The sequence below is a fragment of the Streptomyces sp. NPDC002994 genome, from assembly GCF_040611155.1.
Lineage (GTDB): Bacteria > Actinomycetota > Actinomycetes > Streptomycetales > Streptomycetaceae > Streptomyces.
Genome location: NZ_JBEXNQ010000023.1, coordinates 105,268 through 126,861 on the forward strand (window position 1 = coordinate 105,268; position 21,594 = coordinate 126,861).

22 protein-coding genes are annotated in these 21,594 nt (G+C 71.2%); 14 read left to right on the forward strand and 8 right to left on the reverse strand.

Annotated elements, in window-relative coordinates; genetic code table 11:
- Positions 1-80 precede the first annotated feature (80 nt).
- From ABZX79_RS27695 to ABZX79_RS27720, 6 genes are all read left to right on the forward strand, one after another.
- Positions 81-851: an IclR family transcriptional regulator gene (locus ABZX79_RS27695; RefSeq protein ID WP_355263237.1), complete on the forward strand. Its 771-nt coding sequence runs from the start codon at positions 81-83 to the stop codon at positions 849-851.
- A 1-nt stretch (position 852) separates the two neighbouring features.
- Positions 853-1,356 (forward strand): GNAT family N-acetyltransferase, encoded by a 504-nt coding sequence (locus tag ABZX79_RS27700; RefSeq protein ID WP_355263240.1) that lies wholly within the window; start codon positions 853-855, stop codon positions 1,354-1,356.
- A gap of 79 nt (positions 1,357-1,435) precedes the next feature.
- The gene (locus tag ABZX79_RS27705) at positions 1,436-2,485 is read left to right on the forward strand and encodes a hypothetical protein (RefSeq protein WP_355263243.1); all 1,050 of its coding nucleotides are present in this window, start codon (positions 1,436-1,438) and stop codon (positions 2,483-2,485) included.
- The gene (locus tag ABZX79_RS27710) at positions 2,482-3,723 is read left to right on the forward strand and encodes a histidine kinase (RefSeq protein ID WP_355263246.1); all 1,242 of its coding nucleotides are present in this window, start codon (positions 2,482-2,484) and stop codon (positions 3,721-3,723) included. The genes ABZX79_RS27705 and ABZX79_RS27710 overlap by 4 nt, the downstream gene beginning before the upstream one ends.
- Entirely contained in the window at positions 3,720-4,388 is a 669-nt protein-coding gene (locus ABZX79_RS27715; protein WP_355263249.1) for a response regulator transcription factor, read from the forward strand. The genes ABZX79_RS27710 and ABZX79_RS27715 overlap by 4 nt, the downstream gene beginning before the upstream one ends.
- Positions 4,389-4,474: 86 nt before the next feature.
- Entirely contained in the window at positions 4,475-5,926 is a 1,452-nt protein-coding gene (locus tag ABZX79_RS27720) for a penicillin-binding protein 2 (RefSeq protein ID WP_355263252.1), read from the forward strand.
- A 17-nt stretch (positions 5,927-5,943) separates the two neighbouring features.
- Here the strand turns inward: ABZX79_RS27720 and ABZX79_RS27725 are convergent, their stop codons facing one another.
- The gene (locus ABZX79_RS27725) at positions 5,944-7,347 is read right to left on the reverse strand and encodes a S28 family serine protease (protein ID WP_355263255.1); all 1,404 of its coding nucleotides are present in this window, start codon (positions 7,345-7,347) and stop codon (positions 5,944-5,946) included.
- A gap of 132 nt (positions 7,348-7,479) precedes the next feature.
- Here ABZX79_RS27725 and ABZX79_RS27730 point away from each other — a divergent pair, with 132 nt between their 5' ends.
- The 3 genes from ABZX79_RS27730 to ABZX79_RS27740 all read left to right on the forward strand — a co-directional run bounded on the left by ABZX79_RS27730 (position 7,480) and on the right by ABZX79_RS27740 (position 9,770).
- A complete protein-coding gene (locus ABZX79_RS27730) occupies positions 7,480-8,013 on the forward strand; it encodes a SigE family RNA polymerase sigma factor (RefSeq protein ID WP_355263258.1) in 534 nt (177 codons plus the stop codon).
- A gap of 141 nt (positions 8,014-8,154) precedes the next feature.
- On the forward strand, positions 8,155-8,445 hold the full coding sequence (locus tag ABZX79_RS27735; protein ID WP_355263261.1) for a hypothetical protein: 291 nt from the start codon (positions 8,155-8,157) through the stop codon (positions 8,443-8,445).
- 83 nt (positions 8,446-8,528) lie between these two features.
- The gene (locus tag ABZX79_RS27740; RefSeq protein WP_355263264.1) at positions 8,529-9,770 is read left to right on the forward strand and encodes a mannosyltransferase family protein; all 1,242 of its coding nucleotides are present in this window, start codon (positions 8,529-8,531) and stop codon (positions 9,768-9,770) included.
- Here the strand turns inward: ABZX79_RS27740 and ABZX79_RS27745 are convergent.
- The 5 genes from ABZX79_RS27745 to ABZX79_RS27765 form a co-directional block, all read right to left on the reverse strand.
- Entirely contained in the window at positions 9,739-10,956 is a 1,218-nt protein-coding gene (locus ABZX79_RS27745) for a Cmx/CmrA family chloramphenicol efflux MFS transporter (protein WP_355263267.1), read from the reverse strand. The genes ABZX79_RS27740 and ABZX79_RS27745 overlap by 32 nt on opposite strands.
- A gap of 80 nt (positions 10,957-11,036) precedes the next feature.
- A complete protein-coding gene (locus tag ABZX79_RS27750) occupies positions 11,037-11,618 on the reverse strand; it encodes a TetR/AcrR family transcriptional regulator (RefSeq protein ID WP_355263270.1) in 582 nt (193 codons plus the stop codon).
- A 57-nt stretch (positions 11,619-11,675) separates the two neighbouring features.
- Complete coding sequence (locus ABZX79_RS27755) at positions 11,676-12,293, reverse strand: TIGR03086 family metal-binding protein (RefSeq protein WP_355263272.1); 618 nt, start codon at positions 12,291-12,293, stop codon at positions 11,676-11,678.
- Positions 12,294-12,395: 102 nt separating this feature from the next.
- On the reverse strand, positions 12,396-13,574 hold the full coding sequence (locus ABZX79_RS27760; protein WP_355263275.1) for a hypothetical protein: 1,179 nt from the start codon (positions 13,572-13,574) through the stop codon (positions 12,396-12,398).
- The gene (locus tag ABZX79_RS27765; protein WP_355263278.1) at positions 13,571-14,542 is read right to left on the reverse strand and encodes a 5-dehydro-4-deoxyglucarate dehydratase; all 972 of its coding nucleotides are present in this window, start codon (positions 14,540-14,542) and stop codon (positions 13,571-13,573) included. Before ABZX79_RS27765 ends, ABZX79_RS27760 begins: the two co-directional genes overlap by 4 nt.
- 267 nt (positions 14,543-14,809) lie before the next feature.
- Between ABZX79_RS27765 and ABZX79_RS27770 the strand changes: the two genes are divergently transcribed.
- Genes ABZX79_RS27770 through ABZX79_RS27780 form a run of 3 tightly spaced genes read left to right on the forward strand, consistent with a single transcriptional unit; the run spans position 14,810 to position 17,142 of the window.
- The gene (locus ABZX79_RS27770; protein WP_355263281.1) at positions 14,810-15,619 is read left to right on the forward strand and encodes an NAD(P)-dependent oxidoreductase; all 810 of its coding nucleotides are present in this window, start codon (positions 14,810-14,812) and stop codon (positions 15,617-15,619) included.
- Positions 15,620-15,662: 43 nt separating this feature from the next.
- The gene (locus ABZX79_RS27775; protein ID WP_355263284.1) at positions 15,663-15,881 is read left to right on the forward strand and encodes a hypothetical protein; all 219 of its coding nucleotides are present in this window, start codon (positions 15,663-15,665) and stop codon (positions 15,879-15,881) included.
- A gap of 43 nt (positions 15,882-15,924) precedes the next feature.
- Positions 15,925-17,142, forward strand: a complete 1,218-nt coding sequence (locus tag ABZX79_RS27780; RefSeq protein ID WP_355263287.1) for a TerD family protein — start codon at positions 15,925-15,927, stop codon at positions 17,140-17,142.
- A gap of 21 nt (positions 17,143-17,163) precedes the next feature.
- Here ABZX79_RS27780 and ABZX79_RS27785 read toward each other — a convergent pair whose 3' ends face one another.
- On the reverse strand, positions 17,164-17,391 hold the full coding sequence (locus ABZX79_RS27785) for a hypothetical protein (RefSeq protein WP_028814330.1): 228 nt from the start codon (positions 17,389-17,391) through the stop codon (positions 17,164-17,166).
- A 790-nt stretch (positions 17,392-18,181) separates the two neighbouring features.
- On the opposite strand from ABZX79_RS27785, the gene ABZX79_RS27790 reads away from it, so the two are divergent.
- A complete protein-coding gene (locus tag ABZX79_RS27790; protein ID WP_355263292.1) occupies positions 18,182-19,069 on the forward strand; it encodes a hypothetical protein in 888 nt (295 codons plus the stop codon).
- Here the strand turns inward: ABZX79_RS27790 and ABZX79_RS27795 are convergent.
- Positions 19,035-20,477 (reverse strand): alkaline phosphatase PhoX, encoded by a 1,443-nt coding sequence (locus ABZX79_RS27795; RefSeq protein ID WP_355263295.1) that lies wholly within the window; start codon positions 20,475-20,477, stop codon positions 19,035-19,037. The genes ABZX79_RS27790 and ABZX79_RS27795 overlap by 35 nt on opposite strands.
- A gap of 104 nt (positions 20,478-20,581) precedes the next feature.
- Between ABZX79_RS27795 and ABZX79_RS27800 the strand changes: the two genes are divergently transcribed.
- On the forward strand, positions 20,582-21,379 hold the full coding sequence (locus tag ABZX79_RS27800; RefSeq protein WP_355263298.1) for an SDR family oxidoreductase: 798 nt from the start codon (positions 20,582-20,584) through the stop codon (positions 21,377-21,379).
- Positions 21,380-21,594 lie beyond the last annotated feature (215 nt).

Here is a 21,594-nt window from a genome sequence, read left to right on the forward strand (position 1 = left end):
TTCCTGATACTGAATATGCTGGGGACTCTATTAACGGACGATCTGAGCGGTCAAGAGTGGCCAAGAAGGGGCGAGGCTCAATGTCTACTGCCGATACGGGCGGTGCGCAGGTCAAGTCGGCGGTGCGGACCGTGGAGTTGCTCGAATTCTTCGCCGGCCGCCCCGGCATGCATTCCCTGGCTGCCGTCCAAGAGGCCGTCGGGTACCCGAAATCCAGTCTCTACATGCTGCTGCGCACCCTCGTCGAACTCGGCTGGGTGGAGACGGACGCGACGGGCACGCGGTACGGCATCGGCGTACGGGCCCTGCTCGTCGGTACGTCGTACATCGACGGGGACGAGGTCGTGGCCTCCGCCCGCCCCACCCTGGACCGGCTCTCCGACGACACGACGGAGACGATCCACCTGGCCCGCCTCGACGGTACGAACGTCGTGTACCTCGCGACCCGCCAGTCCCAGCACTATCTGCGCCCCTTCACCCGCGTCGGCCGCCGGCTGCCCGCGCACTCGACGTCCCTCGGCAAGGCGCTGCTCGCGACGCACACCGACGAGCAGGTGCGCAAGCTGCTGCCGGAGACGCTGCCGGCGCTGACCGAGCACACGATCACCGACCGCGAGAAGCTCATCCAGGAGCTGCACGTCGTCCGCGAGCAGGGGTACGCCGTGGACCGCGAGGAGAACACGCTGGGCCTGCGCTGCTTCGGTGTCGCGATCCCCTACCGGACCCCGGCCCGCGACGCCATCAGCTGCTCGGTGCCCGTCGCCCGGCTCACCCCGGCGCACGAACAGATGGTCAAGGACGCGCTGTTCGACGCACGTGACCGGCTGACGCTCGCCACCCGGAGGCTTTGACATGGCCGCTGACATGGCCGCTGACATGGCCGCCCCGGCCGTGATGCTGCGGGAAGTGGCGGACAGTGATCTGCCGGTCATCTTCCGGCACATGAGCGACCCCGAGTCCAACCAGGTCGCCGCCTTCACCTCCAAGGACCCCACCGACCGCGCCGCATTCGACGCGCACTGGGCTCGGATCCGCGCCTCGGACGCCGTCATACGGACCGTCCTGGCCGACGGCGACATCGCGGGCCACGCCGCCGTGTACGGGCCGCCGCAGGAGCGTGAGGTCACGTACTTCATCGACCGCGCGTACTGGGGCCGCGGGGTGGCCACCGGCGCGCTCCGGGCGTTGCTCGAACTCGTCCCGGAGCGCCCGCTGTTCGCCCGCGCCGCCGCGGACAACACCGGGTCGCTGCGGGTCCTGGAAAAGTGCGGGTTCACGGTCACGGGGCACGACCGGGGGTTCGCGAACGCCCGGGGGACGGAGATCGACGAGCTGGTCCTCGCTCTCACCGGCTGAGCGCTCTCCCCCGTCCGGGGGAGACGGTTCACCTTTGAGCGGGAGGTGCGGCGGCGGCGCGTGCCGGAGCGTAGGTGTCATGACAGAGACCGCGCTCGTCCCCACGTCCCAGGGCCTCCACCGGGCCCCTGCCAACCGGTTGCGCCGGGTGCTGCGCGCCGCCGCCGTCATCTCGTGCGTCCCCTACGTCGGGCTGAAGATCGCCTGGATCGCCGGCAGCCGCGCCGGCATCCCGGACGGCAGCGTGGTCCTCGACCACCCGGGGCTGATGGCCGTCGCCAACAGCGTCACGATCCTGATGGACGCGACCGTCGTCGTCCTGGCCCTGCTGCTCACGCAGGACTGGGGCCGTCGCGTCCCGGCCTGGCTGCTCGCCCTGCCCATGTGGGCGGCGACGGGGCTGCTGACGCCGATCATGACCGGGTTTCCGCTCCAGCTGCTGGCGAAGGTGATCACCGGTGAGCACAGCGCACCGAGCGGCGACAGACCCTTCCTCGCCGACTGGGTCTTCAGCGTCGTCTACACCGGCTTCATCGTGCAGGGCCTGGCCCTGGGCACCCTCTTCACGCTGTACGCCCGCGAGCGCTGGGGCCACCTGTGGCGGGGCGCGGTCTCGGAGCTGCCCGGCTCCGCCGTCGGGCCTGGGCTGAAGACGGTCGCAGTGGCCGCGTCCGTACTCGCGGGGCTCTGCGCTGTTCCGCATGTGATGTGGGCCGCCGGTTCGACCACGGGGCTCAACCAGAGCAGGATCGACCAGCGTTCGGCGGACTTCCAGCTCCTCGAAGGCACCTATGTCCTGTTCGCGGCCCTCACCGTGGTGGGCGTCCTGACGCTCGCCCTGCGACGCGGGCGCGGCCTGGCTCTGAAGACACCGCTGGCGCTCGCCTGGCTGGGCTCGGGGGCGCTCGGCTGCTGGGGCGGCTGGCTGCTCGTCGCCTCGGCGATGCCCGCGGCCGATGCGGCCGATCAGGCCACCGCGTTGATGCTGGTGACCTACGCTGTCCAGATGATCGCCGGTCTCGTCGCCCTCGCCGCGGGCGCCTCCTTCCTGCGGCGGCGCGTGCGGGACTCAGGGGACTCAGAGGTCGAGGGACGGGGAGAAGGACAGCTACGGGGACGCGCGGCGTGAAGCGGCTGTTCGGGGCGCGGGCCCGGCTGCGCTGGATCCATCTGATCCTCGGCGGCGCCCTGTCGATGCCGTACTTCCTCCTCGGAAGCGTCTTCGTCGGCCCGTTCATCGGCAACCAGAACGTCTTCACCTCCACCTCCCTGCAGTTCGCCGCCTTCGGCGTCGCGCTCCCCATGGCCACCCTCACCGCGTTCTTCCCGCTCGTCAGGCCCCTGTCGGTGGGCGCCGTACGGGCGCTGTGCGGGGTGCCCCGCGAGGGGCTGGCCGACGGGCCCGCCCGGTCCAGGCCGGCGCGGGTGCGGACCGCGGGCTGGTTCACGCTGCATCTCGGGCTCGGCGGCATCATCAGCGGCATGACGCTCGCGGTGCCGCCGTTCGCGGGCGCACTGATCATCCTGCCGCTGCTGACCTGGCTGCGCGACACCCCGCTCGCGCTGCCCGAAGTGTTCGACCACACCTGGGCGCTGGCGCTCGCCCCGGTCGCGGGGGTGGCGATCCTGGTGGCGCTGGCGGCGTGCGCGGCGCTGGCCGGGGCGCTGCTGGCCCGCTGGGCGCCGGTGCTGCTCGGGCCGACACCGGCCGACCGGCTGGCGGCGGCCGAGCGGCGGGCCGCGGACCTGGCCGTGCGCAACCGGCTGGCCCGCGAGCTGCACGACTCGGTGGGACACGCGCTGAGCGCGGTCACGCTCCAGGCGGGGGCGGCGCGCAGGGTGCTGGACAGCGATGTGGAGTTCGTACGGGAGGCGCTGACCGCGATCGAGGAGACGACGCGTCGCACCGTGGGCGAACTGGACGCCATGCTGGGCCTGTTGCGGCAGGGCGAGGACAGCGCCGGTGAGCTGCCGGGGCCCACGCTGGACGTACTGGACGACCTGCTGGCCCGCAGCGGCGTGAAGGTCGCGTACACGCAGGACGGCGATCCGGCCGCCCGGGCACCCGGACCGGTGTCCCGCGAGGCGTACCGCATCGTCCAGGAAGGGCTGAGCAACGCCCTTCGGCACGGCGGCGCCGCACCGGTGTCGCTACGGATCGCCCTGAGCGGCGAGGAGTTGGAGATCGTGATGGAGAACCCGCTGCCCGACAGGGCCCCGGTGGTACGCCCCGGGGGCGGCCGGGGGCTGACCGGCACAGCGGAACGGGCCACCCTGCTCGGCGGCCACGCCGAAGCGGGCCCGTACGGCGACGTGTGGCGGCTCACGGCCCGCCTGCCCATCAGCGGCGGGGGCGACGCGCGATGAGCCCGCCGGCGTCACCGGTCAGGGTCGTGCTCGCCGACGACGAGCGCATGGTCCGCACCGCGCTGCGCGTCATCCTCGACGCCGAGCCAGGCCTGGAGGTCGTCGGAGAGGCGGCGACCGGGGCCCAGGCCGTCTCGGTGGTCCGTGAGCTGCGGCCCGACGTGGTGCTGATGGACGTACGCATGCCGGAGATCGACGGCATCCGCGCCACCGAGCAGATCCTCGGCGGCATGGAGGCGCCCCCGCGCATCGTCGTCGTCACCACCTTCGAGAACGACTCCTATGTGTACGACGCGCTGCGCGCCGGCGCCGCCGGGTTCCTGCTCAAGCGGGCCGCCGCCGAGGACCTGGTCCAGGCGGTCCGGATGGTCGCGCGCAGCGACTCCCTGCTCTTCCCCTCGGCGGTGCGCGCTCTGGCCGCCGAGCACGCCAAGCGGCAGCCCGCCCCGCCGCCGCCGTGGGTGGCGCGGCTGACCGAGCGTGAGTCGGAGGTGCTGCGGCTGATGGCGTCGGGCCTGACAAACGCGGAGATAGCGGACAGATTGCGGGTCGGCGCGGCTACGGCGAAGAGCCATGTGGCGGCCGTGCTGGCGAAAACGGGCGCTCGTGACCGTACACAGGCGGTGATCGCGGCGTACGAGTCGGGCTTCATCACGCCACGCTGAGCGTGCCGCCGCTGACGGATGAGGATTCAGTGAGAAACGCGGCATAGGGGAACGCCACCGGCCGCCCCGTTCGTCTCCCGTACGGGATGAACAAAACGATCAGGCGTGCTTCGGTCTTCTGCCTGCTGATGGTGCTCGCCCTGCTGGTGCGGATCACCTGGGTGCAGGCGTACGAAGGCCAGGCCCTCGCGGACGACAAGCACAACCGGCGGAACGTGATCGCGCAGTACGCGCAGCCGCTCGGGAACATCATCGTGGCCGGTTCGCCGGTCACCGGATCCAAGAAGACGGAGGGAAGCGATCTCGAGTACAAGCGGACCTACACGGACGGCGAGCTCTACTCGGCCGTCACCGGTTACAGCTCGCAGGCGTACGGAGCCACCCAGCTCGAAGGCATCTACAGCGACGTCCTGGACGGGACCGACACCCGGCTGAAGAACCCGGCCGACATCATCATGGGCAAGCAGAGCGACCCCGGTGACGTCGTGACGACCATCGACCCCGGCGTGCAGAAGGCCGCCTACGAGGCGCTGGGTGACAAGAAGGGCGCGGCCGTCGCGATCGACCCGAAGACCGGGCAGATCCTCGGCATGGTCTCGACACCGTCGTACGATCCGTCGAAGATCAGCGGTACGACGGACGGTGACGCCTGGCAGTCGCTGACCGGCGACAAGGACAAGCCGCTGGTCAACCGGGTGCTGCGGCAGCCGCTGCCGCCGGGCTCGACGTTCAAGCTGGTGGTCGCCGCGGCAGCGCTGGAGGACGGGCGCCACGGGTCGGTCGACGAGCGGACGGACAGCCCGAACCCGTACACGCTGCCCGGCACGCGGACGGTTCTTGAGAACGAGAACAAGTCCGCGCCCTGCGAGAACGCCACGCTGCGCACCGCGCTGAAGTACTCCTGCAACAACGTCTTCGCGAAGCTGGCCGTCGACCTCGGCCAGGACAAGGTGAAGGCGATGGCCGAGAAGTTCGGCTTCAACACCGAGAAGCTCGATGTGCCGGTCCGGGCCTCGGAGAGCGTCTACCCGTCCGGCATGGACAAGGCGCAGACGGCGCTGACGGGCATCGGCCAGTTCGATGTGACGGCCACCCCGCTCCAGATGGCCATGGTCTCGGCGGCCCTCGCCAACGGCGGTGAGCTCGCGTCGCCGCACATGGTCTCCAAGGTGACGGACGCGGACGGCGACACGCTGGAAGACCTCGGGGACCCGGGCGGTGAGCGGGTCGTCTCGTCCTCCACCGCCGAGCAGCTGCGGAGCGCGATGGTCACGGTCGTCGAGGACGGCACGGGGACGAACGCGCGGATCGGCGGCGTGGAGGTGGGCGGCAAGACGGGCACCGCACAGCACGGCGTCGACAACAGCAAGACGCCGTACGCCTGGTTCACGTCGTACGCGAAGGACACGACCAGCGGCAAGGAGGTGGCGGTAGCGGTCGTCGTCGAGGACTCGGGAGCGGCGCGCTCGGAGGTCAGCGGCAACGGCCTGGCGGCCCCCATCGCCGAGAAGACGATGAGGGCGGCGCTCAGCCGGTAGGGGTAACTGGCTCGGGGTTACTGGCCGGCCCAGCGCTTGACGGTGGCCTCGGCCTGGGCGCGCTCCGTGGGCGTCAGCTTGGAGATGAGCGCGCCGTGGTTGGTGTTCGGTGCGACGTAGAGGTGCGAGTCGTGCTTGCTGGGCTTGAACTGCTCGGCGCTCCACGGGTCGTTCTGCCCGTACACGAACATCATCTGCTCGCCCCGCGTGGCCACCCAGCGGTCGACGTCCTTGATGACGCGGCCGTCGTAGGACGTCCGCATGTCGGCGGGCAGCACCGAGTTGGGCTGGTAGATGTCCGGATAGTTGCGGACGTCGCGCAGGTGCTTGAACTTCAGGTCCGCCCAGCCCAGCTGGGAGGCGGCCTGCCGGTAGTACGGGCCGCTGCCCTCGGCCCCGTTGCCCTGGTCCGAGTAGATGCTGAGGCCGTGGTCGAGCGACCACTTGTACAGCTCGTCGTCGGTCGCCCTGCTCGCGTCGGGGACCGCCGGGCAGTCGGTGTACGTACCGCTCTGCCAGAAGTTCCACACCTGGTCGAGCACCGAGAACTCGAAGGCGCGGTCGGCCGAGCCGAGGTACTTGAAGGTGAGGCCCTGCTCCTTGGACATGGCCTCGAAGCGCGGCAGCATGGCGCCGCGCCGTACGAGCATTTCGCGCTGTACGGCGTCCAGGGCGGTCCGGCACTCCGCCGTGCCGACCGTCTTGAAGAACCTCTCGTAGACGCTGTCGTCGCGGTTGTTCGCGTCGTTCGGGGCGACGTACGCGACGACCGCGTCCAGGTCCTGGGGGTAGAAGCGCTCGTGGTAGACCTGCGTCATTCCGCCCTTGCTCGCGCCGGTTCCGAGCCACTTGGCCTTGTAGATGCTCTTGAGCGCCTGGACGATCGCGTGCTCGTCGCTCGCCTGCTGCCAGACGTTCAGGTCGTCCCAGTCGACGTCGGCGGCCGCGGGGCGCGAGGTGTTGAAGTAGCGGTGCTCCACGCTGACCTGGTTGGCGCCGAGCAGCGTGGTGATCTCGCGAGTGCCTGAGGAGAGCCCGTATCCGCCGGTGTAGTGCACGACCGGCGCCGTCTCGGTCTTGTGCCAGAGGGTGAATCTCTGCTGGAAGGTGCCGCTGCCGGGGTCGCGGTGGTCGACGGGCTGGGCCAGCGTCAGGGTGTAGAAGGGGAATCCGCCCTTGTCGGCCACCGAAACGACCGTCAGCCCGGGGATCCGCTCCAGCTTTTCGCGGATGTCGGCTGCCGCGGCCGCGTTGTCCGGTGCGGCCGCGTTGTCCGGTGCGGCCGCGTCGGCCGCGGCGGCCGCGACGTCGGAGGAAGCGTGCGCCGCCGGTTCGGCGGCGACGGCGGGCGAGCCGGCCAGCAGACCGGTTGCCGTTATGAGGCCGGCACAGAGCAGAGAAGGCAGGACCTTGGTGCGCACGCTGAAGTCCCCTCGGTCGGAGGTGATGCTGCGATGGATACAACGCGCCGCATGGTATGCGCTTTCGTACTGTGACCGGCCTCACTCCGAAGCTTTGTGTTCCGTGTCAACCGGATGCGGGCTCCCGTGCGTATGCCTGGTGAGACCGAAGAGATCCAGGAGTGGTTGTTGACCGTCGAGGAGTTTGAAGAGTTCTACGCGCATACGGCGTCCCGCCTCATCGGGCAGCTGTATGTGATGCTCGGCGATCTGCACGAGGCCCAGGACGTCGTACAGGAAGCCTTCGTCCGGGGCTGGAGCCGGCGCCGTCAGCTCGACGGCGGCGGCGAACCCGAGGCGTGGATCCGCACAGTGGCCTGGCGGCTGGCGGTGAGCAGGTGGCGGGTGCGCCGCCGTTCGGCGGACGCCTGGCAGCGGCGCGGCAGTCCGTCGGCCGACCCGGGGCCCGGTCCCGAGCAGGTCGCGCTGGTGTCGGCGCTGCGCGAACTGCCGCCCAAGCAGCGGCGGACGGTGACCCTGCACTACCTGTGCGATCTGACGGTCGTCCAGATCGCCGCCGAGACCGGCCTGTCCACGGGCACGGTCAAGACGCACCTGGCGCGGGGCCGGGCCGCGCTCTCCCATCTTCTGCAGGATCCGCGTGCTGAGGAGGCCTCCGGTGCCTGAGCCCCATGACCCTTTGAGGAACGCGTTCAAGGAAGCCGCGGCTGCCGGGCAGGCCCACGCGCGGCCCGTGCCCGCCTCGGTGATCTCCGGGCGCGGCGAACGACGCCAACGGCGGCGGCTGGCCCTGGTTGCCGCCACCGCGTGTCTTGCCTTCGCCGGTACGGGCGCGGCGGTGGTGACGGCATTGCTGCCGGGCGGCAGTACGGGCACCACCGTCCCCGCTTCCACTCCGTCCGGCGTTCCTTCCGGCCCCCCGTCCGACCTGCCTACGTCCTCGCCCTCCTCCTCGTCGTCCTCGTCGCTTACGCGCGCCACTCCCCCGGTGTCCTCGCCGCCACCCGGGACACCGACCGGAACACCGTCGAGTACGACGCCGGAGCAGCCGCCGAGCACGTCACTGCCGGCGGGCTGACCCGCCCCGAGACCCACTGACCGACCCGCCCCCCTGCCCGCCGCCTCGCCGGATCGCCGCAGGGCGATCCGGCATGCCCCGATGCCCGCCCAGGAGTACGACCATGGCCACCTCGACCCCTCTGCGGCCCCCCGCACAGCCCCCCGCCCGTACTCCCGCGCGGGAAAGAGCGACTGCCACCGGCACCCGGCCCGGGCCGGGGCCCCGCAGACGGTTCGAGCTCGACGACCGGAATGTCCTGCTGCTGTACGTGCTCACCCGGGTCGGCATCTGGACCACCGCCTACTGCGCGCGGTGGCTGTTCACCGAGGACCGCAAGGCTCGCGACGCGGAGCCCACGCTGTCGTCGTGGGGCCAGTGGGACTGGTGGCACTACCTGCACATAGCGCAGGACGGTTACTTCCCGGGCGGGGCCGGGCCGTGGACGGACGACTGGGACAACAGGGAGGCCTTCTTCCCCGGCTTCCCTCTCGTCCTGCGCGCCGTGCACGTCGTGATCCCCGACTGGACCGTCGCGGGCCTGCTGATCTCCTTCGTCTCGGGGGCAGTCGCCGTCCTGGCGCTCGCCCGCATAGCCCGCCTCCACCTGCCGAACACCAACAGCGCCCTGGGGCAGCGCACCGTGCTCTTCTTCCTGCTCTCTCCCTGCGCGGTGTTCCTGGCCGCCGGCTACACCGAGTCGCTCTTCCTCGCCCTCGCCCTGCCCGCCTGGCTCGCCGCCCGGCGCGGCAACTGGCCGCTCGCGGGCATCCTGGCCTGCCTGGCCACCGGTGTCCGGGTCAGCGGACTGTTCCTCGCGGCGGCGATCGCGGTCCACTTCATCGCCACCACAAACCTCCGCAAACAGTGGCGTTCGCTTCCGTGGATCGCTCTGCCCGCTCTGCCCGCCGCCCTGTACGCATGGTTCCTGCACGCGCACACCGGCGACTGGATGGCCTGGAACCACGCCCAGGAGCGCGGCTGGTACCGCGACTTCCACGCCCCCTGGGAGACGTGGCAGAACACCTGGAAGGCCGCGTTCGCGCACACCCAGTCCACCGGTTACGCCATCATGTTCCAGGCCGAGCTCGTCACCATGGTCGTCGGACTGCTCCTGCTCGCGGTGCTGTGGGGACGGAAGCGGTGGCCCGAAGCGGTCTACGTCGGGCTCAGCCTGTGGGCGCTGGGCACCTCGTACTGGTACACGTCCATCCCGCGCGCCACGCTCCTGTGGTGGCCGATGTGGGTACTGCTCGCCGCGTGGAGCCTGCGCCGCCCCTGGGTGAAGAGCGCGTACCTGTGCGTCGTCGCGCCCCTGTCGACGATCCTCACCATCACTTTCCTGTCGGGACGCTGGGCGGGTTGACCGCCAACAGAGCGGCGCCCACCGGCACTTGCGACGCGGCGCGCCGCGCGAGCGAAGCCGCCCAGGCCGTCGCCGCGACGGCCAGCGCGCCGACACCGGCCCCGACCCAGGCGACCGAGGCGTAGCCGAAGCCCGCGTCGATGGCCATGCCGCCCAGCATGGGTGTGAGCGTGATGCCGACGTTGAACGCAGAGGTGCTGACGGCGGGAACGAGAGTCGGTGCGTCGGGCGCGATGGTGAACACCCGTGACTGGAGTACGGGGTTGGTGACGTAACCGGCCACGCCCAGGACGAGGACCAGCACGACGGTGAGGGACAGGTTCGGCGCGGCGAGCGCCACCGCCGCCGAGGCGACGGTGAGGGCGCCGATGCCGACGTAGAGCGTGCGGATCGGGGCGCGGTCGGCGACGCGCCCGCCGATCGTCATGCCGATGAGCCCGCCGACTCCGTACAGCGACAGAACGGCCGGCACCCAGCTCTCCGGCAGGCCACTCACGTCGGTCAGCAGCGGCGCCAGGTAGCTGAAGGTGACGATGGCGGCGCCGAAGGCCAGTACGGTCACGGCGAACGAGACCCACAGCTCGGGCCGCGCCAGTCCCTTCACCTCGCGTCGTACGGAGGGAACTTCCCGCCCCGCGACGTGACCGCCCGGCAGCACGGCCAGGATCGCGACCAGACTCACGGCGGTGAGCGCCGCCACCCCCCAGAACGCCGCGCGCCAGCCCACGTGCTGGCTCATCAGCGTCCCGGCGGGTACGCCCACGATCGTGGCCAGGGTCAGACCAGTGGCGACGACGGAGAGCGCCCGGCCCTTGGCCGTCGCCGGCACCAGACTCACGGCGGCCGCGGCGGCCACGCTCCAGAACCCGGCGTACGCGACCGCCGTCACGACGCGGCTCGCGAACACCACGGCGTACTCCGGGACAAGGGCCGCGACCACATGCCCGGCGATGAACACGGCCTGGAACGCGACGAGGGCGCTGCGGCGCGGGACACGCAGGGTGAGCACGCTCATCAGCGGCGCGCCGACGACCATGCCGATGGCGAAGGCGGAGATGAGCAGCCCGGCGTCGGGGATGGAGACGCCGAGGTCGTCGGCCATGGTGGGCAGCAGACCGGAGAGCATGAACTCCGAGGTTCCCTGGGCGAAAATGCCCAGGCCGAGTATGTAGACGGCGAATGGCATGAGTCGATACTCCATTGTTTTGTACTGAGCGTTTCAAAACTGGCCCATAAAAAAGCGGGACTGATGGCCCGCCATTGACTTCAGAGGGCCGCGAGGGCGGCGTCCGCGACGCTTTCCAGCACGGACCGCTGCGGGGTGACGCGCGCTGAGACCTTCAGGCCGGCGATGGTCGCGATGACGAAGTGCGCGAGCGCGACGGGGTCCTTGTCGCGGGCGATGTCGCCGTCCCGCTGCCCCGACTCGATCGCCGCACGGATCACCGCGAGGCGCAGCCGGTAGTCGCGGGCCAGGTCGTCCGCGACCTCCGGGTCGCGGGCTGCCACCTCGACGGCCGTATTGACGACGAGACAGCCCCGGCCTTCCGGGCCACGCTCGAACTCCTCGTCGATCACCCGCTGAAACTGCGTACGGATCTTCTGCCGGACCGGGAGGTCGCTCTCCATCAAGGCGGCCAGTTCGGCGTTCTTGTAGTCCATGTAGCGGGCGAGGGCGCGGTCGAAGAGGTCGCGCTTGCTCTTGAAGGTGTTGTAGATGCTGCTGCGACCCAGGCCGGTGGCGTCGCACAGGTCCTGGGTGGACGTCGCCTCGTAGCCGGCGGTCCAGAACGCCTCCATCGCGGCGTCGACCGCCCGCTCCTCGTCGAACTTCCTCGGCCGGGCCATGACATGGACGCTAACACGTTTTGGAACGCACGGTCCATTACTTGCTCTTACTTGCTCCTACTTGTTCGACGGCGTCCAGGACGGGCTGCGGCCCGCGCGCCCGACGACCCGGTCGAGGAGCGGTGCGTCCTCCGGTACCTCGACGGGAGTTCCGAAGATCCCGTCGGCGTCCGGGCTGTCGCCGGTCGGCTCCAGCAGCTCGTACGACGACCGAAGGCTCGCGGCGTCGGGCGCGTACGGCCGGCCGGTGGCGCGGGCCAGGTCCCAGCCGTGCAGCACGATCTCGTTGAGGGCGACCTGCCCCGCGACGGCGCCGGGCAGCGTGACGCCGCCCGCCCGGGTCATGCCCTGCCAGGCGTCGGGGCTGCGCCAGGCGACGACGAGCTCGTCGAGCTGCTTCGGGAGGCGGGCGCGCCAGTCGTCTTCGAGTACGGGCAGGGCGGAGCCGGGGTCGGTGTCGGTCGTCGGGCCCAGCTCCTTCTTCGCCGCGTCGCGGAAGGCGGCGGTGAGGCCGACCAGGTGGGCCAGGAGGTGGTGTACCGCGTACTTCTCGCAGGGGGTGGGCGCGGCGAGCTGGTCGTCCGTGACCCCGTCGAGCAGCCGGGCGACCTGCCGGGCGGCCGGTTCGAAGTCGAGCATGCCGGGCGTGTCGGGCTTGGGTTCATTGACGGTCATGACGCTGCCTCCGGTGAGCGGACGATGCCTGCCCAGTGGTGACCGCCGCCCCCGCCAGAACTCATCGGTGCGCCCCGGTTGCCGACTGGACCACCCGCGCTCTCATGGCTGGCGCAGGGCCGCTCGTACGAGCCTGAGGTCGGCGTCGGACGCCAGACCCGCGTGGTAGAGGCGCACCTCGCTCGCTCCGAGCGCCGCCGCGCGAGCCGCGTCCCCGGCGAGCGTGGCAGGGCTTCCCCCCATGCCGGAGACGACACCGAGATTCGCGGCGACGACACTCGCGGCGCCCGGGCGGCGGTGCTCCGCGAAGGGTGCGAGCAGCTCCGGGCCACCGGCGCACGGCACCACCACACCGTCCGCGACCCCGAGGATGTGCCGGGGATCGACGCCCGCGTTCGCCCCGCAGTGGTACGCCGACGGATCGGCGTGCAGCAGCACTTGGAAGCCGGGGGGCGCGGCTGCCCGTACCGCCGCGACGGCCGATTCCTGGAGCGTACGGGCGGCCCGGGTACGCCAGGCGAGGCTCGCGGCGGCGAGTCCGGGGCCGAGGAGCTTCTCGACGGCCGGCCACCCGGCCTCCGACGAGGACCCGGCGGCCCAGGCGGGATCGAGGGCGCGGCGTACGGCTTGCCTCAGCTCATCCGCCTCCACGGCGAGTTCCGCGTAACCGCTCCGGCAGGCCCGGCAGAAGCAGAGCGACATGAGGTACTGCGCCGCGTCGCCGAGGCCCACCCCCGCGATCTTGTCGTGCGCGTGCAGATGCGCCAGGCCGTACCAGCCGCAGGACTCCAGCTCGGTGCCGCGCGCCCCGGGGCGTACGGCCGCTTCCGCCGCCAGCGCTGTCAGGTAGCTGCGTACGGCGGGCTGGGCGATGCACGGCGCCCAGGGGTAGCGGTCGCCGTACGCGTTGACGACGGAGGTGTCCGGATGGTCGGCGCCGAGGCGGGAGTTGTGCGCGAGGACGACCCATGAGTGGACGTCGAGCCCGGCGGCCGCGAGCGCTTCGGCCGCCTCACCGTACGGGTCGGCGGTGGGTGCCCAGCCCCCGGCGGCGTAGGGCCGCAGACTGCGCCCCGCCCAGCGGTCCTCGTCGGCGGGGTAGAGCACGGCGGCGTGTTCGGCGGTCACGATGCGGTGGCCGGGGTGGCGCGGGGTGAGGGCGCGGGTCGAGTGGTAGGCGGAGGCGAGGGTGACCTGCTGGACGCCGAGGTCCGCGATGCGGGCGGCGGCGTCCGGGTCGCCGACCACGTCCCAGGGGTAGAGGAAAGCGGCGGCCTTCACGCGCGCTCACCGCCGGCACCGCCCGCACCGCCCGCACCGACCCCGATCAGGGCCCGGCCGCGCTCAATGAGCTCGGCCAGCATCTTGACGTGTACGGGGTCCGGTTCGCTGAGCGGCGGCCGCACTTCACCGACGTCCAGGCCGGCGAGACGTACGCCCGCCTTGACGAGCGAGACGGCGTACCCGCGGCCGAGGTTGCGCAGTTCGACGAGAGGGGCGTAGAAGCCGTCGAGCAGGCGGTTGACGGTGTCGTCGTCGCCCGTGTTCAGGGCCCGGTGGAAGGCGAGCGCGATGTCGGGCGCGAAACAGAAGACGGCGGAGGAGTAGAGGGTGACGCCGATGCCCCGGTACGCGAGACCGGTGAGTTCGGCGGTGGGCAGGCCGTTGAAGAACAGGAAGGGGTGGCCGGGCGGCAGGTCGCGGCGTACGGCGCCGACGATGCGCTGCATCAGGTCGAGGTCGCCGTGACCGTCCTTGAGTCCGATGATGCCGGGCACCCGCGCGAGTCCGACGACGGTTTCGGGGGTGAAGACGGCGTTGTCGCGCTGATAGACGATGACGTCGAGGGCGGTGGCGGCGGCCAGTTCGGTGTAGTGGCGCAGCAGCCCCTCCTGGTCGGCGACGACGAGGTACGGCGGCATGGCGAGCAGTCCGTCGGCGCCCGCTTCCTCGGCGGCCTTCGCGTACTGGACGGCGAGCGCGGTGCCGTAGCCGGCTCCGGCGACGACGGGGACCCGGCCGGCCGCCTCTTCCACGGCGGCGGCCACGCAGGTGCGGAACTCCTCCGGCGTCAGGGCGTGGAACTCGCCGGTGCCGCAGCAGGCGAAGACGGCGGCGGCGCCGGCCTCGATGCCACCGCGTACATGTGTGCGGAAGGCGTCGACGTCGAGGCCCCCGTCCGGCCCGTACGCGGTGACGGGGAAGAAGAGCAGGCCGTCGAGTCGGCCGGCGAGCGGGGCTGAGGTCACGGGCGCTCCCTGTGCGTGCACAATTATGATCCGCGTCTATATCTCTGAACGCCGTCACGCTAAGGCAGCCACCTGGGGGCGGTCAAGGCGAGAAACGCCAATGCAGAGGCGGATTCCGCGCCTCCGCGCGACACTTGACGGGGTTCGGCGCCACTCCTTAGCGTGTCCACGCATGTGAATTCCGTCCAGGAACGCGTCCACGCCTCGCGCCAACACTGCTCTCACCACGCTCACCGCTCTCACCGATCTCACCGAGGAGACCCGCAGATGCCCGCACCCCGCACCGTCCTGCTGACCGGCGCCGCCGGAGGCATGGGCACCCTGATGCGCGGCCTCCTTCCGGCGTACGGCTACGAACTGCGGCTCTTCGACGCCACCCCCATAGAGGGCGAGCCGGACGCGATCACCGCCGATCTGGCGGACAAGGAGGCGCTGCGCGAGGCCGTGCGCGGCGTCGACGCGGTCATCCATCTCGCGGGCATCTCGCTGGAGGCGTCCTTCGAGAAGATCCTGCGCTCCAACATCGAGGGGACGTACAACCTCTACGAGGCGGCCCGCGAGGAGGGCGTCGGCCGGATCGTTTTCGCCTCGTCCAACCACGCGGTCGGCTTCACCCCCGTCCCCACCGAAGGCGCCCCGCTCATCCCCGTCGGCACTCCGCACCGCCCCGACACCTTCTACGGCCTCTCCAAGGCCTTCGGCGAGGACCTGGCGCAGCTCTACTGGGATCTGCACGGCGTCGAGACCGTCTCTGTGCGGATCGGCTCCTGCTTCATGGAGCCCAGTTCGGTGCGGATGCTGTCGGTCTGGATGAGCCCGGGGGACGGCGCCCGCCTCCTGCACGCCGCGCTCACCGCCGAGGACGTGGGCCACACCGTCGTCTACGGCTCCTCCGCCAACACCCGCCTGTGGTGGGACCTGACGTCCGCGCGGGCCATCGGGTACGAACCGCAGGACGACTCCGAGCAGTACGCCGAGAAGCTCATCGCGGACCAGGGCGAACTGGACCCGGCCAACCCGGACCACGCGAACCTGGGCGGCCACTTCTGCACCAACCCGCCCCAGTGGCCGTACTGATAATCGCGCGACCCGGCGGGCGGGCGCCGGGCATGATGCCCCCGTGCCAAGACCTCATGGATTCAGTTACGAGCGGTTCGGCGACGACCGCGTCGCCATCACCCACCAGGGCCGGCCCGCCGGCACCCTGCGGGGCGCCCGCGCCGAGAAGTTCCTGGCCGAAGTGGGGGCCGGCGACGGCCAGCTGGTCATGGCCCGCTGGACAGGGGCGTACAAGCACGGCAACGAGCGGGCTGCGAAGAATCACCCGCGCAACGGGTGACGGGTAAGGGAACGGCGAAGGGGCGTCGGTCGTTAGCTTTGGCATGACCGCAATGACCCCCGGCTCGAATATCCCGCTCTCCACCGCCCGCGTGGCCGTGGACGTTGCCGCCCCGGTGCGGCTCGACGTATCGGGCCTGCTGCTCACCGCCGACGGCAAGGTGCGCTCGGACGACGACTTCATCTTCTACAACCAGCCCTCCGGCCCCGGTGTCACCTACCGCTCCGGCGGCGGCACCGCCCCCGACGCGATCGTGGTGGACACCTCGGCGGTCCCGCCGGGCATCGAGAAGATCGTGGTCACGGCGAGCCCCGACGCCGCGGGCCAGACCTTCCAGGGCGTCGAGCCCACCGCCACGGTGCGCGGCGCCGACGACGGCGTCACGATCGCCAGTTTCACGCCGCCGCAGCTCGGCTCCGAGACAGCGCTGGTGATCGTGGAGATCTACCTCCGCAACGGCGCGTGGAAGGTGCGCGCGGTCGGCCAGGGTTACGCCAACGGGCTGGCCGGCATCGCCACGGACTTCGGCGTCTCGGTGGAGGAGCCCGCCGCCCCGGCCGCTCCCGCGCCCGCTCAGGCTCCCGTGGCGCCGCCCGCGGCTCCGGCGGCCGACCCGAGGACCGCGGCCGCCCCTGCGGCTCCTGCGGCGCCCGCCGCCCCGCCCGCGGCCCCCGCCCCGAGCGGGAAGATCAACCTCGACAAGGGCCGGGTCAGCCTCCAGAAGAACCAGACGGTCTCCCTGGTCAAGGGCGGCCGCCCGCTGCTCTCCCAGGTCAAGATGGGCCTCGGCTGGGAGCCGGCGTTCCGGGGCAAGGACATCGACCTCGACGCGTCCGTCATCGCGTACGACGGGAATCGCAAGCATCTGGACAGCTGCTACTTCGGCAAGCTGTCGATCCTGAACGGTGCCGTCAAGCACTCCGGTGACAACCTCACCGGCGAGGGAGCGGGCGACGACGAGGTGATCACCGTCGACCTCGGCCGCATCCCCGCGGAGGCGACGGGCCTGGTGTTCACGGTGAACTCCTTCACGGGACAGAAGTTCACCGAGGTGGCGAAGGCCTACTGCCGTCTGCTGGACGCGGCGACCGGTGAGGAACTGGTCCGCTTCGACCTGACGGGCGCCGAGCCGCAGACGGGGGTAATGATGGCCAAGCTGATCAAGCAGTTCTCTGGAGAATGGGAAATGACCGCGATGGGCGACTTCGTGAAGAGTCGCACCGTTCGCGGCATGGTCAAGCCGGCAGCCCAGGCCCTGTAGCGCTCGCGCGCCGCAGGGAACCTAGAGCTTGGTCAGCTTGGTGAAGGGGCTCAGGATGCGGCCTTGTCGTCCTGCGAAGTCGATGAGAACGGCGGCTTCGCCTTCGACTGCGATGACCCTCCCGAGTCCGAACTGATCATGCGAGACCCGGTCGCCCACCTCGAAAACCTCGATCGGGGGGGCGTCCGCGGCGGGGACGTTGAAGGGACTGGACGGCAGGTAGCGCCGGGCTCCGGCTGACTTTGTCATTAGTTGAGAGTATGCGCCCCGGGAGGCCGCCACGCCATGCCCGCCCATGATCACTTCGACCGGGGCCGGTCGGCGGCCCTCCGGGCAGCCGACAGCGGCACCCCGCGGAAGGCCGCTCCCGCAAGGCCTCCGGAGGTACGGCGACCAGGCGTTCCGGACGGAGGGTGACCGGGCCGGTACCCGGCGAGATTTCAGGGGCGGACCGGAAAATTCCGCGGATCAGGGCCGGTCGGACCGCGTCGGGCGCCGGGCGCGGCCGACTGGCAGTGACGATGAGCACGCGGGGCCTCCCCACGCTCGTAAAAGGTCTCCTGCGAAACGAAATTGGCGACATCGAGCAAAAAAGGCCTGCAGCCCCTTCGTGGGGACAGGTGAATTTCCCCGAACTCATGAGGGAAGCGCGGCGGAAACGGGGTGCCCGAGGGGGTTCCGAGAAGCCGTTGACGCGCTGAACGACCGCTCTGACCGCCGAGTTGTACCGCCTGTAGCCGGTGGGCGGATTCGCATCGAATAACCGTTGTCCGTGCGCCGGACACGCCATTTCTGAGCCTCCCTGCATCAATGACGGCAGGACTTGAGGGGCGTAATCGCCCGGGCCCAGGAGTTTTTACGGAAACACGAGCCGGCGACGCGAGAGAGCGCGAAGGGGCGCAACCGCCCGGCCGCCGTGAGCGTCGCAGATGACGTCCGGGACACTGGATCGCGATCACGATCACGATCGCCCTCGAGATCACTGGACGGACCGGATCACCGGTGACCGTACGACCGTACGACCGGAAGGGACCACGGCATGGCCGAGCGCGCGGAGTACCGCACCGTCTCGCTGATCGGTGAGGGCGGTACGGGCCGTGTCCAGCTGGCGTGGACGCCCGCCGGCCGGCTGGTCGCCCTCAAGACCGTCCACGAGCAGCTGACCGCCGCCCCGCGCTTCCGCGAGCGGTTCCGCCGCGAGGCCGCCGCCGCGCTCCGCGTCGGCGGGCCCTTCACCGCCACGGTGCTCGACGCCGGCCCGGAGGACCAGCAGCCCTGGCTGGTGTCCGAGTTCTGCGTGGGGCCGCCCATCGTCGAGGCGATCACCACGGCGGGTCCGCTCGGGCCCGCGGACCTCGGCACGTTCGGCTCGGCGCTCGCCGTGGCCCTGTCAGCGATCCACGGCGCGGGGCCCGCGCTCCTCGACCTCAAACCGGCCCATGTCCTGATCACCCACCGGGGCCCGAAGATCATCGACTTCGGCACGGTCGGCCGCTCGGCGGGGCTGGACCCCGCCGGACCGGGCTTCAGCGGCTTCGTCGCCCCCGAGGAGCTGACGCCGGGCAGCAGGGCGGACACACCGGCTGATGTGTTCGCGCTGGGGGCCCTTCTCGCGCTCTCCAGTACGGGACGCAATCCGTTCGGGTCGGGCAGCGCCGCGCAAGTGACCCACCGGACCCTGCACGACGCCCCCGACCTCGTCGGCGTGCCGGGAGCCGAGTGGCCCGGCTTCCTCGCCGCCTGCCTGGCCCCGGCCCCGGCCGACCGGCCGAGCATGCCCGAAGCCCTCGCCTGGTGCGCGGAGCGCGCCGCCGCCGTGCCGTGGTGGGAGCAGGAGCCGCTGACCGGCCTCATCCGCGAGCACGAGGACGCCCTGGCCGAGCTCCTCGCGGTCAGTGAGGGCGACGGCGCCGCCACGGACCGGTGATCGCGACCATGATCCCCGGGTCCTGGATATTGGCGTAGAGCGTCTTCCCGTCGGGCGAGAAGACGACCCCGGTGAACTCGCTGAACTCCGGCTCGGCGTCCGTCCCCACGTTGAGGTCATTGCGGGCGATCGGGTACGTACGGCCGCTCTCCGTGGCACCGAAGAGGTGCTGGCCTCCCTCGCCGTCCTCGGCGATGACCAGCCCGCCGTACGGCGAGACGGTGATGTTGTCGGGCCCGTCGAACTGCCCGCCCGTACCGAGCAGCACCTTCAGCGTCAGCGTGCGGCGCTTGGGATCGTAGAACCACACCTGGCCGTCGTGCGGCTCGCCGGGGCTCTCGTCGCGGGCGTACGAGGAGACGATGTACGCGCCGCCGTCGGCCCACCACATGCCTTCGAGCTTCCGGGCCCGTGTGATGTCCCCGTCGTCGAACTGCTCGCGCACGGGGACCGTCCGGCCGTCCCGGTCGGGTACGTCGATCCAGTCGACGCCGTAGACCGTGCCGATGCGCGTGGCGCGCGACAGGTCGTCGACGAACCGGCCGCCGGAGTCGTAGCACTTGGGCGCCTGGAGGGTGCCCGCGTCGTCGGCGAGCTTGCGGAGCTGTCCGCGGCCGTGCTTGAAGCCGTGGGGCGGGACCCAGCGGAAGAGCAGCCCGTTGGGCTCCGCGTCGTCCTCGGTGAGGTAGGCGTGGCCGCGCTTGGGGTCGATGACGACGGCCTCGTGGTCGAAGCGGCCGAAGGCCTTGATGGGCCGGGGGTCGACGTTTGCCCGGCGGTCGTAGGGGTCGACCTCGAAGACGTAGCCGTGGTCCTTGGTCATGCCGTTCTCGCCGGCCCGGTCGGAGTTCTCCTCACAGGTCAGCCAGGTGCCCCAACTGGTGGTGCCGCCCGCGCAGTTGGTGGAGGTCCCCGCGATACCGACCCACTCGGCGACCTCGCCGCCGCGGTGCACCTCGACGACCGTGCAGCCGCCGGACGCGGCCGGGTCGTACACCAGCCCCTCGGCGAGCGGCACGGGGTACTGCCACTTCGACCGCACACCTTTGAGCTCGTGGTTGTTGACGAGGAGCGTCGTGCCGCGGGCGCCTTCGAAGGCGGCGGTGCCGTCGTGATTGGACGGCGTGTACTCGCCCGACTCCAGCCTGGTGAACCCCGAGTGCGTGATGATCCGGTACGAGAAACCCGCGGGGAGGGCCAGAATGCCCTGGGGGTCGGGAACGAGCGGCCCGTAGCCGGGACCGTGCCCGCCCTTTTGGGCCTCGTCGCCCGCCCCTCGGGGTTCCGCCGGGTCGTCGGCGGCGAGGGCCCCCGGTGCGGTGGCGAGCGCGTCGACGCTGCCGACCAGCGCGATCGAGGCGCCGGTGAGCGCGGAGCGTCTGGCGAAGTCCCTGCGGGTGATCGTCATTCGTACCTCCTGAGGCCCTTGAGGGGCACGTGTTTTCGGGCCCAGGCTCGCGCGTGCGTATAAACGGGGGTTGAACAGAGCCCGTCGTACGAGAGGCCACCGTCATGCACCTGCCGCCGCCCCTCCCCCCGCCCCTGCCCCTGCCTGCCACTGGCCGCCGCGTCCTCGTCAGCGGAGCGTCGCGCGGTCTGGGCCGCGCGGTCGCGTACGCCTTCGCGGCGGGCGGCGACCGTGTCGCCGTCCACTACGGTTCCCGGCACGAGGACGCCCTGCGAACCCTCGACGGTCTCCCCGGTACGGGCCATGTGCTGGCCGGCGGCGACCTGTCCGATCCGGCGGGCGCCGCGGCGGTGGCGGAGGTGGCGGCGGAGGGGCTCGGCGGCATCGACGTACTGGTGAACAACGCGGCCGTCAACGAGCGCCATCCGCTCGCGGAGACGCCGTACGACGAGTGGGCGGCCGTGTGGCAGCGCCATGTGTCCGTCAACCTGCTGGCGACGGCCAACCTGAGCCATCTCGCGGCGCGCCGCATGATCGACCAGGGTACGGCCGGCCGGATCGTCAACATCGGCTCGCGCGGCGCGTTCCGCGGGGAGCCGGACCACCCGGCGTACGGAGCGACGAAGGCGGCGGTGCACGCGCTCGGCCAGTCGCTGGCGGTGTCCCTGGCCCCGTACGGCATCGGGGTGGCGTCGGTGGCACCCGGCTTCTTCGACACGGAGCGGGTGGCGGAGCGGCTGAGCGGGGCGGAGGGCGAGGCGATCCGGGCGCAGAGTCCGTTCGGGCGGGTGGCGACTGCGAAGGAGATCGCGGGCGCGGTGGTGTGGCTGGCGTCGCCGGGAGCGGAGTGGTCGTCGGGGACGGTGCTGGATATGAACGGGGCGTCGTATTTGCGGACTTGAGGGCGGGGGGGGTGAGTGCGGGTGCGGTGGCGCGGGTGCGGGTGCGGGTGCCTGCGGCGCTGTTCCCCGACCCGCCCCCTCCCGACCTGGGGGCAAGCCCCCAACCTCCAGTCAACACGGACGCCCTACGGGCGGTCCTCAAACGCCGGACGGGCTGGATGTTGCCGCTTGCGGCAACCTTTCAGCCCCTCCGGCGTTTGAGGAGCGGGGTCTGG

Excerpts from the sequence above, each read along its gene's own strand:
- ABZX79_RS27715 (WP_355263249.1), top strand. The coding sequence starts at position 3,720 with ATGAGCCCGCCGGCGTCACCGGTCAGGGTCGTGCTCGCCGACGACGAG.
- ABZX79_RS27755 (WP_355263272.1), bottom strand. The coding sequence starts at position 12,293 with ATGACCGTCAATGAACCCAAGCCCGACACGCCCGGCATGCTCGACTTC.
- ABZX79_RS27745 (WP_355263267.1), bottom strand. The coding sequence starts at position 10,956 with ATGCCATTCGCCGTCTACATACTCGGCCTGGGCATTTTCGCCCAGGGA.
- ABZX79_RS27790 (WP_355263292.1), top strand. The coding sequence starts at position 18,182 with ATGGCCGAGCGCGCGGAGTACCGCACCGTCTCGCTGATCGGTGAGGGC.
- ABZX79_RS27705 (WP_355263243.1), top strand. The coding sequence starts at position 1,436 with ATGACAGAGACCGCGCTCGTCCCCACGTCCCAGGGCCTCCACCGGGCC.
- ABZX79_RS27720 (WP_355263252.1), top strand. The coding sequence starts at position 4,475 with ATGAACAAAACGATCAGGCGTGCTTCGGTCTTCTGCCTGCTGATGGTG.
- ABZX79_RS27800 (WP_355263298.1), top strand. The coding sequence starts at position 20,582 with ATGCACCTGCCGCCGCCCCTCCCCCCGCCCCTGCCCCTGCCTGCCACT.
- ABZX79_RS27750 (WP_355263270.1), bottom strand. The coding sequence starts at position 11,618 with ATGGCCCGGCCGAGGAAGTTCGACGAGGAGCGGGCGGTCGACGCCGCG.
- ABZX79_RS27780 (WP_355263287.1), top strand. The coding sequence starts at position 15,925 with ATGACCGCAATGACCCCCGGCTCGAATATCCCGCTCTCCACCGCCCGC.
- ABZX79_RS27700 (WP_355263240.1), top strand. The coding sequence starts at position 853 with ATGGCCGCTGACATGGCCGCTGACATGGCCGCCCCGGCCGTGATGCTG.
- ABZX79_RS27695 (WP_355263237.1), top strand. The coding sequence starts at position 81 with ATGTCTACTGCCGATACGGGCGGTGCGCAGGTCAAGTCGGCGGTGCGG.
- ABZX79_RS27770 (WP_355263281.1), top strand. The coding sequence starts at position 14,810 with ATGCCCGCACCCCGCACCGTCCTGCTGACCGGCGCCGCCGGAGGCATG.
- ABZX79_RS27730 (WP_355263258.1), top strand. The coding sequence starts at position 7,480 with ATGCCTGGTGAGACCGAAGAGATCCAGGAGTGGTTGTTGACCGTCGAG.
- ABZX79_RS27740 (WP_355263264.1), top strand. The coding sequence starts at position 8,529 with ATGGCCACCTCGACCCCTCTGCGGCCCCCCGCACAGCCCCCCGCCCGT.
- ABZX79_RS27795 (WP_355263295.1), bottom strand. The coding sequence starts at position 20,477 with ATGACGATCACCCGCAGGGACTTCGCCAGACGCTCCGCGCTCACCGGC.
- ABZX79_RS27785 (WP_028814330.1), bottom strand. The coding sequence starts at position 17,391 with ATGACAAAGTCAGCCGGAGCCCGGCGCTACCTGCCGTCCAGTCCCTTC.